We start from the raw sequence: 17,424 nt of genomic DNA on the forward strand, positions 1-17,424 counted from the left end.
TAAAAGCTAAAAAGAAAGGTAACAATCTTTTGTTTTACTGTTTCATAGTTCTACTTTTGTAATAGTATTTTAATACTTAAAACATTTAAAAATATCTATTATTTAATTACATGTCTTATTGTATTTATATTGTGTGATGAGATCATTTTATATAGTTTTATAGCTTTATTATTTAAAATTTATTTTATAATAAAGCTTATATCTTATAAAGATAAATTTTTATAAATAAAAGCAAAAATAATATAGCAAAGAGTAATTTTATTGTTTTTTAACATAAGGCTGGGGTAGAAGGATTCGAACCTCCGTGATGGCGGTATCAAAAACCGCTGCCTTACCGCTTGGCTATACCCCATCATATTTTGCTTTTATACACTCTGATAGCACATTATTAACCCAATCAATAAAAGACTTATTTGCTTTTTTTATAGGTATTACCATAATGGAAGGTTGATTGTAAGAATGCATTGCTTCTATTTTTTTTAAAGTTTTATCAATATGGTCATTTCTGCTTTTCATAATTGCTACTGTTTCACGACTATTATTGACTCTATCCATCCATAAATAAAGGGAATTTACCTCCGGAAATATGTTCACACAAGCAACTAATTTTTCTTTTAATAATTCTTCAGAAATAGTTTTGGCTTCTTTTAAATTTGCAAAAACCGTATAAATTATAACTAGACGATTCATCGAATGCTAGAGTTTGTATATATCATATAGATTTTATATTAAATAGATTTATTCATCAAGAGAAAATAAAAGGACATTATTTGGGGGGGATTTATTATATAATTTGGTCTTTTGAAAAAAACTGATAATAGTTTCACTATTTAGTGAGAAAAGTTTTTCTTAGAAATAAATCCAGTTAAATTTTTGTAAGAGAGGAATATAATATATACGGGAGTGTAGAGGGGTTTTATTTAGTTTTGTGGATCTACATATGGAATATGGAAGATTTACAGATGATGGTTTATATAAAAATTTTTATTTATTATTATTGTAGGGTCATTTTTAGATTTTATCAGGTTTTAGTTTGGTTTTCGAGTTGTCTATTTTTATCTTAAATAATTAAACAATAAGAGAAACGATGATGCATACGAAGACTTTTTAAGTTTAGAAGTGACATTATGTTAATTTTATAATACATATCTATGAGAGTTTATTTCTTGATTATCAATGATAAAATGACCTTGCATTCTCCTGTTAAAGAAGTAATAATAACGTTGTGCTGTAATCATATTTGCTTTATGTTCGATGAGAATGACCCTTGGAATTTTGAAAAAAAACCAGTAAGGAATAAGAATTCTAGTAATGAAGATATCCTCAATAAAGTTATGTCTGAAATAAGAAATATTTTTAGCGTTTTAAAAAAAAATAGCGGTAAAAAGTTTTACTTGGTTGTTTTTGTTGTTTTGTTTTTTTATGCTTGCACTGGTTTTTATATTATTTATCCCAGTGAGGAAGGTATAGAACTTGTTTTTGGTAAGTATTTTAGTACTGAAGTACCTGGTTTACGGTACCATTTTCCCTATCCTATAGGTAAAGTTTTTAAAGTGAATGTGAAAGAGATAAATCGTGAAGAAATTGGAATAAGTGGATCTTCCGGAAGAGATACAGATCGAGGTGAAGGTGTTATGCTTACTGGAGATGAAAATATAGTTAATGTAAATTTTGAGGTTCAATGGCGTGTTAGAGATGCTAAAGATTATTTATTTAAAGTTAGGGATTACGCATCTGGCTCTAGTGTTAGAAATGCTGCAGAAAGTGCTATGAGGGAAATAATAGGTAAAAATACGATTTCTTTTGCACTTGGTCAGGGAAGACAAGAAATTCCTATGGATACTAGAGTTTTATTGCAGCAGATTCTTGATGGATATCAGATGGGCATAGAAATTTTGTCTATTCAAATGAAAAAGATTGATCCACCCGAAAAGGTAATTAGTTCATTTAGAGATGTGCAGAGCGCTCGTGCTGATAAGGAGCGTATCATAAATGAAGCGTATGCTTATAGTAATGATATTATACCTAAAGCGAAAGGTGAAGCTATTAAGATAAAGTTAGATGCAGAGGCGTATGAGAATGAAGTAATAAATGAGGCAAAAGGTGACGCGAATCGTTTTCTGTCACTTTATGAAGAGTACAAGCAGAGTCCTTCTTTGGTTAAGAACCGTATTTATCTTGAAACTATGGAAGATATTTTTAGTAAAGTAGATAAGTTTGTTGTAACTGATGATTTAAAGGGTGTGTTTTCTTATTTACCTATTAAAAGTTTTGAGAAATAAGTTTTATGCGAATTGATATCAGGATAATTTTTGTTTTTATATGTATTATTGTGTTAATTGTTTTATTTAATTCAATGTTTGTGGTGCAAGAGGCTAAGCAAGCGATTGTTATACAATTAGGCAGAGTGGTAAGAGATGTTAGGGAGAGTGGTTTATATTTAAAATTTCCTTTTATAAGTAATATAGAGTTTTTTGATAAGAGAGTTTTGGATTTAAGTCTTGATAAAGCTCCGAGAGAAGTGATAACTGCGGATCAAAAACGCATTATAGTTGATGCGTATGCAAAATATAAAATAGTAGAACCTATTATTTTTTACCAATCTGTGAGAAGCGAATCAGGATTAATAAGGAGGTTACATCCAATTATAGAAGCTCATATAAGAGAGAATATAGTTAAATTTTCGTTAATTAATTTGTTGAATGAAAAAAGGTCAGAGGTTATGCAATTAATTCAGCGTGGAGTTTATTATGAAGCTAAAAAATTTGGTATAGAAATAATAGATGTAAGAATTAAAAGAGCAGACTTACCAGAAGAAAATAGCTCTGCGATATTTCTTCGTATGCAAACTGAAAGAGCAAAAGAAGCAAAGGAAATAAGAGCAGAAGGCGAACAATCTGCTCAAGAAATTAAATCAAAAGCTGATAAACAAAAAAGGCAAATTATTGCTAACGCTATAAGAGAGGCATATGAAATAAGAGGACGTGGCTATGCTAAAGCAACAAAAATTTACAATGAAGCGTTTAAAATTGATGAAGAATTTTTTAATTTTTATCGTTCTATGAGAGCTTACTGTAAATCATTTACTGAAAAAAATACTAGGTTTGTACTTTCATCAAATAGTAATTTTTTAGATATTTTGAATAAGGGATGGAAATAGTTTATGAAAAGTAGGATTTTGTATATATTTGTTTGTTTTTTAATTTCATCTTCGATGTGCGCTAGTTTATTTAATTATAATAGCATGAAGATGGCATCAGATGGTGAGAGTTTTGCATCATGTACTTGTTGCAATCAAGAACTTGCTGATTTGGTAGAAAAACTTATTCCTGCAGTTGTAAATATTTCTAGTGAACAAATTCTTAAGCAAGAAAGTAATGGTAGAGCTAGGATTCCTTTTGCTCCAAGAAATAATTTTTTTGATGATTTTAGAGAATTTTTTGAAAATTTTGATCAGTTTTTTATGAACAGAGGTCCAAGCTACAATAAAGAAATAGTGCTACTTGGATCTGGGTTTATTATAGATAAAAATGGAATTATTGTGACTAATTATCATGTTATTAAAAATGCTCAAGATATTACTGTTACTATGAATGATAATACTTATTTTAAAGCAGAAGTTTTAGGTTTTGATACAAAAACTGATCTGGCTGTACTTCAGATTAAAGCTGATAGAGAGCTTTCTTTTGTAGCATTTGGTGATTCTGATAAAGCAAGGGTCGGTGATACAGTTATGGCAATAGGTAATCCGTTCGGATTAGGCGGTTCTGTCAGTACAGGAATTATATCTGCAAGATCTAGAGATATTAGCATTGGTACTATGAATGAATTTATTCAGACTGATGCTGCAATTAATAGAGGTAATTCTGGAGGACCTTTATTTAATTTAAATGGAAGAGTTATAGGTATTAATACTGCTATTTATTCTCCGTCTGAATCCGGTGGTAATGTTGGTATAGGTTTTGCTATACCATCTAATTTAGCCATATCAATCATTGATGTTCTGAAAAGTGGCAAAAGAATAAAGCATGGTTGGCTTGGTGTACAGGTTCAACCTATAACAAGAGAATTTGCTGAATCTTTGGGTTTAAGGGATACAAAGGGCGCATTAGTTGCAGATGTAGTGAAGAAAAGTCCAGCAGAGAGGGGTGGTATTAAAGTAGGTGATATATTGATAGAATTTGATGGTAAAAAAATTGAAAGAATGACGCAATTGCCTCAAATGGTTTCAAGGTCTGAGCCTGGAAAAAAAGTACAAATTAAACTATTAAGAAATAGCAAAGAGGTTAATGTCAAAGTTATTATTCAAGAGTCTATAAGTGATAATAAGGGTGATACTCGAGGAGGTAGTGAATCAACATCTGACTATATAACTGGTTTAACTGTTTCAGATTTACCGCAAGAGTTAAAAGAAAGCAAAAATGATATACCCATAAAAGGTGTGATAGTTATTAATGTAGACATTAATAGAAATGTAACATTGCGCGGCATTAAAAAGGGGGATATTATTATGCAAATAAATGGAACATATATAGAGAATGTTGAGAGTTTTCAAAATCAAATAAATCTGGTAAAAGAAAAAGACAAGGAAAGAGCAATAATGATGCTTGTTTATCGTAATGGGAATCAGTTTTTTACTTCAATAAAATTGAAAAAGGTAATTTCTTGAATTTATCTCTCGAGATATAAAGTTGTTTTATAATATTTTTATATTAAGTTAATTTTCTGTTGTTTTACATTCTAGAATAGTTTTGGTGAAGTGTTTTTTAATTGATCATTAGAAGGAGAAGGGGTTTATTTTATTAGAGATAATGTGGAATTTTTGATAAAGTAGATCCTATATTTGAAGATTAAATTTTAAAAGCAAAGAACAAAAAGAAGAAAAGAGAGGGTGCGAACCCGGAGAGGGTGGGGGGTTATGTATTTTTTTATTTCTCTTCCCCCAACGAATTCTTTGGCTGTTTGATTTATACTTTCACTTCTTGCTTTTTATAAGTTCCCCATAAATTAAAAGGGGGGAAAATTTAATTAAAGTATAAACTTAGACAAATCCAGTTGCTTCGAAACTGATTCAAGTTTATTCTTTACGTAGTTGCCATCTATAATAAATTTTTCGCCTCTTTTTTCAGAAGCAATAAAACTTATTTCATCTAAGAGTTTTTCCATAATTGTATGAAGTCTTCTTGCACCTATGTTTTCTACTTGCGTATTAACTGTAAATGCTATATCAGCTATAGTTTCGATGCCATCATCAGTGAATTCGATTATTACACTTTCTGTTTTCATTAAGGCTATGTATTGCTTTAATAAACTAGATTCAGGTTCTTTTAATATTCTTATTAAGTCTTCTTGAGTAAGGGCTTTAAGTTCTACTCTAATAGGTAGTCTACCTTGTAGCTCTGGTAAAAGATCAGATGGTTTAGATAAGTGAAAAGCACCAGATGCAATGAACAATATATGATCTGTTTTTATATGACCATATTTAGTTGAAACAGTTGTTCCTTCAAGAAGTGGTAATAAGTCACGTTGTACTCCCTCTCTATTTACTTCACCTTTTACTTCTGTACGTGCGGCAATTTTGTCTATTTCATCTAAAAACACTATACCTTCATTACTGACAAGATCAATTGCTTCTTTAATTATTTTATCTTCATCTATTAATTTTTCACTTTCTTCATTAATTAATATTTCTCTTGCTTCTTTCACTTTAACTGTAATAGTTTTTGTTTTTTTTCCACCATTGAACATTTTACCAACTAGCTCTGTAACATTTACTACTCCAACTTGTCCTCCTCCAGGTATACCTGGTATATCAAAAGTTGGTAACATATTTTTGCTTTCTCTAATGTTAATAGAGACTTCTCCATCTTCAAATTCTTTATTTTTTAATTTTTCTCTAAAAACTCTTTTACTTTCTTCTGTTGCATTTTCGCCAACCATGGAATTTACTATTATTCCTTCAGCTAGACTAAGGGCTTTTTTAGCAAGAGCCTTGCGAGCTTTTTCCTTAACTAAAACTATTGCTGCATCGACTAGATCACGTATTATTGAATCAACATCGCGCCCAACATATCCTATTTCGGTGAATTTTGTTGCTTCTACTTTTATGAACGGCGCTCCAGCAAGTTTTGCTAAGCGACGGGCTATTTCTGTTTTTCCAACACCTGTGTGACCAATCATTAGTATGTTTTTAGGTATAATTTCATCACGTAAAGGAGGGGGAACTCTATTACGACGCCAACGATTCCTGAGCGCAATAGCGACAGCACGTTTTGCGTCGTTTTGTCCAATTATAAATCTATCTAATTCTTTAACTATTTTTTGCGGAGGTAGATCATCCAATAATATTTTATCATTAATTTGGAAGTTATTATTTGGATTGCAGTTACTTTTAGGATTTTGATGTAGATCACTTTTTTTGTTGGGATCGTTACTATCACTATAAAACTGTTTTTCCAAAGATATTTTAATTTGTTTAAAGAAATTAGTTGTGTATATTTTTTTTTGTTTAGAAGACATGTTACCCCTCTATTTTTTCAATAATTACATTATGGTTTGTGTAAACACATATATCAGATGCTATTTTCATAGCTTTTTTTGCAATTTCTTCTATTGATATTCCATTTTTTATATCAATTAAAGCTCTTGCAGCAGATAGAGCAAAATTTCCTCCGGAACCAATAGCTATGATCCCATCTTCCGGTTCAAGAACATCGCCTGTTCCCGTGACTACTAACGAAATAGATTTGTCTGCAACTATCATCATAGCTTCTAATTTTCTTAAGTATTTATCCATCCTCCAATCTTTTGCAAGTTCAACACATGCTCTCATTAATTGTCCAGGATGTCTATCAAGTTTAGATTCCAATCTCTCAAAGAGAGTAAATGCATCAGCTGTTGCACCTGCGAAACCCGCAATTACAGAATCACCAGAAAGGCGCCTAACTTTTTTTGCTTCAGATTTTATGATAGTATGACCTAGTGAAACTTGGCCATCACCTATTACTATCACACTTTTATCCCTTCTAATTGAAAGTATCGTGGTTCCATATATTTTGCTATTATTATGTTTAATCATTTCTTTGTCACTTTAAAATGAAAATATATGATACCATTATTTTATTTTTAATAAAATTATTTAATATAATATTTTCCTTTTATGTTAAAAGTGTAGATAAAATTTAATTTATTTGAAATAGAAAAAAGTTGAAAACATAGATTTAAGGAAAAACTTGGTATTTTTTTTTGTTTTATAATTTTTGCGGGATTCTCTATATTATTTATTTAAGATTTAAAATGTAGAAGACTTTATAAGTTTAAAATAATGAGATATGCTAAGGATAAAGTATTTAATTAATTGGTATGTGTATAAAAGGATAAAGAAGAGTATTATTTATAATAAAATATATATTTTACAAATATTTATTAAAGATTAAAGTTTAGGTGTTCTAATAGTTTAGTCTAATTGATGGATTAAGAAATGAGTATAGAGACAGATTTTATTAGTCATAGAGCCTAAACTAGGAAATTTGAAAATCTTTAAATTAAGATAGATGAGGTAATTGTTTTATGTTTTAAAAACTTATATATTTTTGGTTTTGTTTTTATTTGAAATGCTGAAAGGTATTTATTAATAGTTTTTGTTAATCTTAGAGAAGATGTGTTGTAGTTTTGGTTTCATTGGGGAAAATTATATAAATTAGTGAATTGAAAAAATGGAAAGGGTTAGGGTGGTTCCGATGTTATTAGATTTAGATTAAGCTTTATTTTTGTTTGTTTTATTTTAATTTGTTTGAAAATTCTACCTACTTTTGTAGTAGATTATAGAATTTTAGTATTTTGCTTTTATTTTTGATTAACTTGGATTATATAAAAAATTTTTATTATTGATGCTTTGAATATGGTTGATGTCAAGATCAGTAGAGGGATTATTATTAATAGGTTGGTTGAAGAATAGTTTATCGAGATGAATTGCTAGAAATACTGCACTATATATTATACTGACCGTTACACTTAAGTTGAAATTATATATACAGCTACCTAAATTTATCGGTGTAGTTGCGATTTCTATTTTTTTTAATATAAAATTTAGTAAACCTAACGATAGAGTTAGTGTATTGATAAAGAAACTTTTTCTGCGTCTGATAAATTCAGATTCGAATTTTATAAATTCATTATCTTCTTTATTTTGATATTTTGCATGTGCTTTTTGATATTTTTTATATGTATAATAATAATTTATAGGTTCTGCGATGAATATAAATAAGATTGTTGATATTAAATGAATATGGTTCATTATACTTATATCATTATTATTCCCACTTATAAAGTGAAAAACCTTTAACATTGCTAATATTTCTATAGCTCCGCTAGCTAAACTAGCTGATTTACCGATAATTTTTATTAATTCTTCTTTCTTTTTATTATTATTTTCATAATGTTTAATTGGGTTACATAAAATAAATGTAGAGTAGATGATATAAAAAGTAGATATTGGAAATTTTATCCATTTAGCAATGTTTTGTATAAAAAAGATATTAGATCTATTTTTATTGATAAATTCACAGCAAAATTGTAGCGAAATTTTACATAGTAAACTTGTTAATCCCGTTATGACACAAACTATTTTCCTGATATCGTGGTTGTAGGTATCATATAATTTTTGTGTAAATGTATCTGATTTTTCTTTTATTGACATAAGTATTTTACGAAATAATAGTTTCGATATTTTATCATACTAAGTTCTAAAGGAAAAGTACTAGGGGTTATAAATTAAAACTTTATAAAGTTTGGTATAATAAACCATTTATCAGTTTGAGATTGATTGTTAAATGCTTTCTATTGAAATTAGGAAAATTAAAAAATTAGAAAACCTTAAAAGTGAGGTATCAAGAAGTTGAGTGGAGAATTTTATAATATAATTTTCTAAATTGTTGATTTAATTTTTATTAATTAAAACTTAATCATTTGATGTCAGGGAGTGAATAATATTTGTTAAAATTTTGTATTTTATGAATTAAGATCTATACTTAGATGAGTAAGAGATATTTTAAAGTTATGGAATTTTATTTATTAAAGTGGTCTCCTCCCTTGGAGGTTACTTTAACTTAAAATATTTATTTTATAAAATAAAAATTTGTAATTATATCTATACATAGATATATAGATAAATATCTAGATTAAGATTAAAAGTATGGCAATTGAAAAAACTCTTTCAATATTAAAACCTGATGCAGTAAGTAGAAGTATTACAGGCAGTATAAATTCTTATATTGAAAAATCAGGATTAAAAATTATAGCGCAAAAAATGGTTTTACTTACAAGAAAGCAAGCAGAGTTATTTTATAAAGTTCATGATGATAAGCCTTTTTTTGTAGATTTAATAAATTTTATAACTTCTGGTTCTGTGATAGTTCAAGTTTTAGTAGGGGAGAATGCAGTAAGTAAATATAGAAAAATTATGGGAGTGACAGATCCGAAATATGCAGATAAAGGTACGATTAGGGGTGATTTTGCTGATAACATTAATAAAAATGTTGTTCATGGTTCAGACAGTTTAGAAAATGCTCGTAGAGAGATATCTTTTTTTTTTGCTGAATATGAATTAGTTCATCTTTAGGTAGTTGAATTTTTATTAAGGTTCTATAAAGCAAGATTTAAAATTTTGTGTAATTTCGTTGATTATATTGAGATATGCGTCTTTTCCTGGATTTATATTTAATCCGATGGGATCAAGGATTATTACTTTTGCATTGTTGGGAAGAGATTTTGATTTTATTTTATCTTCTTGTAATGAAGTAAATATGCATTTAATGTCTTCTTCTTTTATTATTTTTCTTAATTTCATTAGACTTTTCATGCCTATGTAAGCGTCTTCTTCTATAGAAAGAAGGGCGCTAGGGTGATTTAGGTGGAAGTATTTTTCATAATATTGATATGTGTCATGTATAACAATATATTTTTTATTTTTAAAGTTGTTTAATTCTTTCAGAATTTTTTCTGTTTCTTGTTCTATTCTTTTTATGGTTTTTATTGCATTTTGTTTATATTTATAGGAATTTTCTTTATCTATATCAGATAGAGTAGTACTTATAAAAAGTATCATATGTTTTGCATTTTCAGGACTGAGCCAAATATACATGTCTTTTTCATCTTGAATATGAATAATATGTTTAGAGAATAAATGTGGCCGAACAGAAAGTAGGTTAACTGCTTTTGATAGTTGTACAAGTTTTTTATTGTTTTTAGCGAAGGTTTTTACAAATGTTTCTAGGTTATCATCAATATAAAATATGATATCACTAGATTCTAAATTGCTAACGTCAGATGGTTTTAATATATGATCATGTATAGATGTTGTTGTATGTGCTATTAAGAGTGGTTTTAAAACTCCATCTGTAACGGATGCTACTAGGGAATGTATAGGTTTTATTGTAGCTATAATTTTTAAGTTGGATGAAAAGGCAGTGCTGTGATATAGTGTAATAAATAAAAGTAATAAAAAAGAAGTTAATAAATATCTCATGAAAAACATTGAGAAAAAATTGAATTTTGTCAAAAAGTTAAACAATGTCAATGATAGTATTCTAAATATAAAAAATCTTGTTCTTGCGTATGATAATAAAAAAGTTCTAGATGATATTAGTATATCAGTAAATAGAGGAGATATAGTTACCATACTTGGCCCAAATGGTGGAGGTAAAACTTCTTTGGTAAAAGTAATTGCTGGCATAAATAAGAGTTGTGCTGGTAGCATTGTATTTGCTGATGGTATAAAAATCAGTTATATGCCACAAAATTTCAGCATTAATAATTTGATACCAATAACAGTTGAATATTTTCTTTTAAATAGTTTTTCGACAAAATTGAAGAAAAATCAGTCAGTTATTGCAGAAGTGGTAGAGTTAGTTGGTATAAGTAGCATTTTAAAAAATCAAGTGCTAGAGATTTCTGCTGGACAGACTCAGTTATTGTTATTTGCGCGTTGCTTGATTGCAGAACCAGATTTAATTATTCTTGATGAACCAGTCAGTGCAATGGATATCAGTGCACGTACTAAGTTTTATAATATAATAAGCGAAATAGCAAAGAAACGGCTTATTTCAATTTTTATGACGTCTCATGATTTAAATTCTGTAGCACCGTGTTCAGATTATATAATCTGTATAAATAACACTATTTATTGTCAAGGTAGACCTGATGAAATTATGAGGAATAAGACTCTAAGTGAAACATTCAGTAGCTATATGTCGAGATGATTCAAAATATTCTGCGTCTTTTATATATAATTATAATATTGATACGCTATAATATACTACCTTGTTTGTTATTTCCTTCAAGAAAGTCTATAAATAAAATACGGGGCTATAAATTAAGGTGCGCTCTTGAAAAATTGGGTCCAGTTTTTATTAAATTTGGACAATCTATTTCATTACGTACTGATATTTTAAATGAAGATATAACAAGTAATTTGTTATTAATATGTGATAAACTTCCATCATTTTCATATAATATAGTAGTTAAAGCTATAGAAAATGAATTTAGTTGTAAATTAAAAGATATTTTTTCAAGTTTTTCTAAAGAACCTGTTGCAGCAGCATCAATTTCTCAGGTACATAAAGCAATTACAACAGAAGGGAAAGAAGTTGCAGTAAAAGTTTTAAGACCAAATATTGAAAAGGCGTTTTCAAGAGATATAAAAACACTTTTTTGGCTTGCAAAAGTTGTAGAGAAATTCAGTGATCAATCAAAAAGATTAAGACCTATTGAATTGGTCAAAACTTTTACTAAAATTTGTCAGTTAGAGTTAGATTTACGTTTTGAGGCTGCTCATTCTTCTGAATTAAAGGAGAATACAAAAAATGATAAAGGTTTTTATGTACCTGTAGTTGATTGGAGTAGAACTTCAAAAAAAGTTTTGACGTTAGAATGGATAGAAGCAACACCGATATATGAAGTAGAAAAATTGAATAATCATAAACAAATAGCTGTTAATCTTATAGAATCATTTTGTAATCAAGTGTACAGAGATTGTTTTTTTCATGCAGATATACATCCTGGAAATCTTATGGTTGATAGTAATAATAATATTATTGCTCTTGATTGCGGAATTATGGGTAGAGTAGAATATGAAACATGTTATTATGTAGTAGAGATATTGAAGGGTTTTTTAAATCGTGATTATGATTATGTTGCAAAGGTGCATTTCAGAGCTGGTTATGTTTCACAGCATCACAAAAATTTTGTTACAGCATGTAGGGCAATAGGTGAACCTATTATAGGTCAACCTATACAGAATATTTCTTTTGCTAGTTTACTTGCTCAGTTATTTAAAATAACTAGTGATTTTGATATGAAGATTCAAACGCAGTTACTGTTGTTGCAAAAGACTCTAATTTTATTAGAAGGAACATGTAGAAAAATTTATCCAGAAATTAATATGTGGAAAATAGTTGAAGGGTGGAATGAAAATCGGCTCATTAAAAACAAAAATAAGATAGGTTATAGAGAGAAAGTAAAAAACTCTTATCCAGTAAAGACACTTTATGAAGTGTTTAGTCTTGTAGAGAAATTAAATTTGATAGCTGATCAAAAACTGGATAGTGTTCAGGTCAAGGTTAGATCAAATAGAGGTACTTATTTTTTGTTGTGGTTTATGATTATAATTTTAATTATTAAATTATTGGTTTTTAATAGGTGTTGTATCTGAATTTTTATATAGATGGATGTTGTACTTTTCATTTTTATATAAATTAAGCTCGTTATCCCCATATGGAATATATAGCGTTGTTATTTTGGTTTTAAAGGAATGTAATGTATATTTATAAGAGAAATAAGAAGTTAATATTTAAATATTTAGAATGGGTGTGTTATGTAACTGTGTTTATTATATGGGAAGGGTTTTGTTTGATTAAAGTTTTTATTGTCTTGTCCTATAAAGAACAGATATTATTATAATAAAAGTAAAATTAGTAAAAATTTGGGTTATGCGAAATAATGATAATATTAAAGAAAGGGCTATGGAAAAGGGTATATTAGGTTGGATAGAGTACAGATTACCTATATTTTCTTTTTTAAAAAATATTGCTTCTTATCAAGTACCAAAAAACTTAAATTATGCTTGGAATTTTGGTTCTTTAGCTGGTTTAGCACTTATTTTGCAGATAATAACTGGTATATTTCTTTCTATGCATTATATTCCCCATGTTGAACATGCGTTTGTTAGTGTAGAACGCATAATGCGTGATGTTAATTATGGATGGTTGATACGTTACACACATTCTGTTGGAGCTTCTCTTTTTTTTGTAGTAGTTTATGTTCATATAATGCGTGGGTTATATTATGGGTCTTATAAAAAGCCGCGGGAGATGGTATGGTTTATTGGTATATTTATATTTTTTGTAATGATGGCAACGGCCTTTATGGGGTATGTTTTACCTTGGGGACAAATGAGTTTTTGGGGTGCAACTGTTATAACTAATTTATTTTCAGCTTTGCCCTTAGTTGGTAATGAAATAGTTATATGGTTATGTGGAGGTTTTTCTGTTGATAATCCAACACTTAGTCGCTTCTTTTCTTTACATTATCTTTTGCCTTTTATTATTATTGTTTTAGTTGTATTGCATATTATTGCCTTACATAGATTCGGTTCTGGCAATCCTAGTGGAATAGAGGTAAAATTAAATAACGACACTATTTCATTTTACCCTTATTATATAGTAAAGGACTGCATAACTTTTAGTTTATTTTTTATAGTTTTGTTCGCATTTGTTTTTTATGCTCCTAATTATCTTGGACATCCTGATAATTACATAGAAGCTGATTCTATGTCAACTCCAATTCATATTGTACCAGAATGGTATTTTTTGCCTTTTTATGCTATGTTGCGCTCGATTCCAAATAAGCTTATCGGTATACTTACTATGTTTGGATCTATTTTAATGTGGTTTTTATTGCCTTGGCTTGATAGATCAGAAGTTAAGAGTGGTGCTTACCGTCCTCTTTTTAAAAAATTTTTCTTATTATTTTTAATAAATTTTGTGTTTCTTATTTGGCTTGGAGGTCAAGAGGTTAGGGAACCTTATATACTACTAAGTAGATTTTCTACCTTTTATTATTTTGCGTACTTTATGATAATTTTACCATTACTTAGTAAGTATGAAAAACCGAAAAAGTTACCAAAAAGCATAAGTGAATCTGTGTCGGAGATTATGCAATAATGCAGATTAAGTATAATATAGTAGTTATATTTTTTATGTTATTTTTGACACATTTTTCTTGTGCTGAAGAGTTTAAGTCATTACCGAATAAAAAAATACGTTGGAGTTTTAATGGTATTACTGGATCTTTTAATAGAGAGTCAATACAGCGTGGTTATAAGATATATAAGGAAGTTTGTGCTTCTTGTCATTCGATGAATAGAATAGCATTTCGTAATTTGCAAAATATTGGTTTTTCTGAAGAGGATGTGAAGCGAATTGCAGCTTCCTATCAAGTTAGAGATGGCCCAAATGATTTAGGAGAAATGTTTTATAGACCTGGAGTAGTTTCGGATTATTTTATTGCTCCTTTTAGTTCTAAGGAGGCGGCTGCAGCAAGTAATAATGGGTCAGTTCCTCCAGATTTATCATTAATTATTAAAGCGAGATATGATGGTGCGAATTATGTTTATTCTTTATTGACTGGCTATCAAAGCGTTAAACAAGATGAAAGTGGTTTATATTTTAATCCATATTTTTCAACTGGAAGATTAGCTATGGCCCCACCTCTTATTGAAGGAATGGTAGAGTATAGTGATGTAAAGCGGGTTACGGTTGAGGACATGGCGTACGATGTGGTAAATTTTTTGCAATGGGCCGCAGAACCTGAATTAGAACAACGGCATAAACTTGGATTTAAAATAATAGCGTATTTTGTAATTTTAATGATATTTTTTGTATTAACTAATAATAAAATTTGGAGCAAATTTTATAAAAAGAAAATATAGGAGTTATTTTGTAGTCTATTTATTTTTGTTATTACTTGCATCAGTGATGACTGATAATTAACAGTATTTTTTTTGTAGCAAAAAAACTATGAAGTTTCAAATTGTTACACATTTTAAGCCCGCGGGAGATCAGCCTCAAGCAATTGATAGTTTAGTTGCAGGATTAAATAGTAATAAGAGAGATCAGGTTTTGCTTGGAGTTACTGGTTCGGGAAAAACATTTACTATGGCAAATATTATTGCAAAAACAAATAGACCTGCACTTATTATGGCGCATAATAAAACTTTAGCAGCTCAACTTTATGAGGAAATGAGGGGTTTTTTTCCATATAATTTTGTTGGGTATTTTATTTCTTATTATGATTATTATCAGCCTGAGGCTTATTTACCACAGACCGATACTTATATTGAGAAGGATTCCGTGATTAATGAAAAGATTGATATGTTGCGTTATTCTGCAATTTGTGCTCTTTTAGAACGTAGAGATACAATTATAGTGGCTAGTATTTCTTGCATATATGGTCTTGGTTCACCAGAGAGTTATCTTAATATGAGTTTAACTTTAATTACAGGGGATAAAATTTGTGTTAATGATTTCTTAAATAGTTTGGTTAATCTTCAGTATAAACGTTCTGATATTAGGTTTGGGAGAGGATATTTTAAGGTGCGTGGTGATATTATCGATATATTCCCTATTTGTTACGAAAATAAGGTTTGGCGTTTATCATTAATAGATGATGAAATAGAAAGAATTTCGGAGATCAATGCTGTAACCGGTAGCTTTATTAAATATTTAGATAAAATCACTATCTTTCCCAATAATCATTATATTACTACACGCGAAACTTTATTGCAAGCAATTCATTTAATTAAAAAAGAATTGCATGAACGTTTAAATTATTATTATTCGTACAATAAGATTATCGAAGCAAGACGTCTTGAACAGCGTACCAATTTTGACATTGAAATGATGTTGGCAACAGGAGTATGCAAGGGTATTGAAAATTATTCGCGTTATCTTTATGGTATGGAAGCTGGAGATGCGCCTCCTACTTTATTTGAATATTTACCTAAAGATACAATTTTATTTGTAGATGAGAGCCATGTTACTGTTCCTCAGATTAGTGCGATGTATAGTGGTAACGAGGCTCGTAAAAAAAAGTTAGTTGATCATGGATTTAGACTTCCTTCTGCTTTTGATAATCGTCCATTAAAATTTGAAGAGTGGGAAACTATACGACCGCAAACTATTTTTATTTCTGCTACTCCGGGGAAATATGAGTTAGCAAAAACTAATAATGTATTCATAGAACAGGTTATTCGCCCAACAGGACTTGTAGATCCAATATGTATTATAAAACCGACAGAGGTTCAAGTTGATGATGTAGTGTATGAAGCGCAAGTAACGATAAAAAGGGGGTTTTGTGTTCTTATTACAACGTTAACAAAGAAAACGGCTGAAAAATTAGCTGAGTATATGAGTGAATTAAATATGAAAGCTAGTTATTTGCATTCAGATATTGGCGCATTGGAAAGGGTTGATATTATATATAAGTTGAGATCGAAAAAAATTAATGTTCTTATTGGCGTTAATTTACTACGGGAAGGTCTTGACATTCCAGAATGCGGATTAGTTGCAATTTTAGATGCTGATAAGGAAGGATTTTTGCGATCAGAGAGTTCACTTATTCAAATGATAGGGCGTGCTGCGCGTAATGTTGAAGGTAGGGCAATTTTATATGCAGATAAAATGACAGGTTCCTTAAACCGTGCAATGAAAGAAACGAAGAGAAGGAGGAAAAAACAGGAGGAGTATAATATGTTGCATGGTGTTAAACCAAAGACTATAGTAAAAGCTATATCGAATACTTTGCAGGATAATGGATTGATAGTTGAGAGAAAAATTAATATCAGTAGGGAAGATTTAGTTATACTAGAAAAGCAGATGTTAAAGCATGCAGAAAATTTAGAATTTGAAAAAGCTGCAAAAATAAAACGTATTATTGAAAAATGGCAGATTTATTATAATTAAGATAAATAATTGAGTAGAATGAATTTATAATTAAAATTTTTTAATTTGATTATTGGGGGGAGTTGATTTCAACATGCAGAAAATTTCTTATATAATAAAGTAATAGATTTTATATTTAATTTAGTATAAATAATGTTTTATGTTTTAATTTTATAGCTAATTATTTTAGTTTTACACAGTATAAAGTTTAATAAAATAAAATACTTAAAAGAAGTTTTGAAGATCGTATAAATTATGTATCATGAAGTGAAAAGATATTTATTATGGATTGTTATTTTAATTTGTATGAATTTGTATAGATGTTTTGTCAGTATAAGAATAAGGGGATAGGTTTGTTTTATGTTGGAAAGAATAATAGAAATATTTTAGATGTTAGTTTCAATTTTGAATTGATTTAATTATTTGA

General features: G+C 29.0%; 14 protein-coding genes and 1 tRNA gene. 9 read left to right on the forward strand and 6 right to left on the reverse strand.

The genetic code is table 11. The features are described 5' to 3' along the window. Positions 1-279: 279 nt before the first annotated feature. Together LJI21_00300 and LJI21_00305 are read right to left on the reverse strand one after the other, a co-directional pair. Positions 280-352: transfer RNA gene (locus LJI21_00300), tRNA-Gln, on the reverse strand. Next, a complete protein-coding gene (locus LJI21_00305; protein WFW29758.1) occupies positions 343-690 on the reverse strand; it encodes a divalent-cation tolerance protein CutA in 348 nt (115 codons plus the stop codon). The genes LJI21_00300 and LJI21_00305 overlap by 10 nt, the downstream gene beginning before the upstream one ends. Positions 691-1,247: 557 nt before the next feature. Between LJI21_00305 and hflK the strand changes: the two genes are divergently transcribed. Genes hflK through LJI21_00320 form a run of 3 tightly spaced genes read left to right on the forward strand, consistent with a single transcriptional unit; the run spans position 1,248 to position 4,669 of the window. Then, a complete protein-coding gene (hflK, locus tag LJI21_00310) occupies positions 1,248-2,282 on the forward strand; it encodes an FtsH protease activity modulator HflK (GenBank protein ID WFW29989.1) in 1,035 nt (344 codons plus the stop codon). Positions 2,283-2,287: 5 nt separating this feature from the next. Beyond that, positions 2,288-3,160 carry a protease modulator HflC gene (locus LJI21_00315; protein WFW29759.1) on the forward strand — a complete coding sequence of 291 codons (873 nt, stop codon included), beginning with the start codon at positions 2,288-2,290 and terminating at the stop codon, positions 3,158-3,160. 3 nt (positions 3,161-3,163) lie between these two features. Further along, positions 3,164-4,669, forward strand: coding sequence for a DegQ family serine endoprotease (locus LJI21_00320; protein ID WFW29760.1), 1,506 nt, complete (start codon positions 3,164-3,166; stop codon positions 4,667-4,669). A 359-nt stretch (positions 4,670-5,028) separates the two neighbouring features. On the opposite strand, the gene hslU is transcribed toward LJI21_00320, so the two are convergent. From hslU to LJI21_00335, 3 genes are all read right to left on the reverse strand, one after another. Further along, positions 5,029-6,519, reverse strand: a complete 1,491-nt coding sequence (hslU, locus tag LJI21_00325) for an ATP-dependent protease ATPase subunit HslU (GenBank protein ID WFW29761.1) — start codon at positions 6,517-6,519, stop codon at positions 5,029-5,031. Position 6,520: 1 nt separating this feature from the next. After that, positions 6,521-7,078, reverse strand: coding sequence for an ATP-dependent protease subunit HslV (gene hslV, locus LJI21_00330; GenBank protein WFW29762.1), 558 nt, complete (start codon positions 7,076-7,078; stop codon positions 6,521-6,523). A gap of 777 nt (positions 7,079-7,855) precedes the next feature. Continuing rightward, positions 7,856-8,698: a hypothetical protein gene (locus LJI21_00335; protein ID WFW29763.1), complete on the reverse strand. Its 843-nt coding sequence runs from the start codon at positions 8,696-8,698 to the stop codon at positions 7,856-7,858. 495 nt (positions 8,699-9,193) lie between these two features. Between LJI21_00335 and ndk the strand changes: the two genes are divergently transcribed. Then, on the forward strand, positions 9,194-9,619 hold the full coding sequence (gene ndk, locus LJI21_00340) for a nucleoside-diphosphate kinase (protein ID WFW29764.1): 426 nt from the start codon (positions 9,194-9,196) through the stop codon (positions 9,617-9,619). A 15-nt stretch (positions 9,620-9,634) separates the two neighbouring features. Here ndk and LJI21_00345 read toward each other — a convergent pair whose 3' ends face one another. Beyond that, entirely contained in the window at positions 9,635-10,525 is an 891-nt protein-coding gene (locus LJI21_00345; protein ID WFW29765.1) for a zinc ABC transporter substrate-binding protein, read from the reverse strand. Here LJI21_00345 and LJI21_00350 point away from each other — a divergent pair. The 5 genes from LJI21_00350 to uvrB all read left to right on the forward strand — a co-directional run bounded on the left by LJI21_00350 (position 10,524) and on the right by uvrB (position 17,018). After that, a complete protein-coding gene (locus LJI21_00350; GenBank protein WFW29766.1) occupies positions 10,524-11,258 on the forward strand; it encodes a metal ABC transporter ATP-binding protein in 735 nt (244 codons plus the stop codon). The two genes, LJI21_00345 and LJI21_00350, sit on opposite strands and share 2 nt — an antisense overlap. After that, on the forward strand, positions 11,255-12,709 hold the full coding sequence (gene ubiB, locus LJI21_00355; GenBank protein ID WFW29767.1) for a 2-polyprenylphenol 6-hydroxylase: 1,455 nt from the start codon (positions 11,255-11,257) through the stop codon (positions 12,707-12,709). Before LJI21_00350 ends, ubiB begins: the two co-directional genes overlap by 4 nt. Before the next feature lie 277 nt (positions 12,710-12,986). Next, positions 12,987-14,219: a cytochrome b/b6 gene (locus LJI21_00360; GenBank protein ID WFW29768.1), complete on the forward strand. Its 1,233-nt coding sequence runs from the start codon at positions 12,987-12,989 to the stop codon at positions 14,217-14,219. Further along, positions 14,219-14,986 carry a cytochrome c1 gene (locus LJI21_00365; GenBank protein ID WFW29769.1) on the forward strand — a complete coding sequence of 256 codons (768 nt, stop codon included), beginning with the start codon at positions 14,219-14,221 and terminating at the stop codon, positions 14,984-14,986. The genes LJI21_00360 and LJI21_00365 overlap by 1 nt, the downstream gene beginning before the upstream one ends. Before the next feature lie 88 nt (positions 14,987-15,074). Then, positions 15,075-17,018, forward strand: coding sequence for an excinuclease ABC subunit UvrB (gene uvrB, locus LJI21_00370; GenBank protein ID WFW29770.1), 1,944 nt, complete (start codon positions 15,075-15,077; stop codon positions 17,016-17,018). Positions 17,019-17,424: the final 406 nt, after the last annotated feature.

Source organism: Wolbachia endosymbiont of Menacanthus eurysternus (genome assembly GCA_029715105.1).
Classification (GTDB): domain Bacteria; phylum Pseudomonadota; class Alphaproteobacteria; order Rickettsiales; family Anaplasmataceae; genus Wolbachia.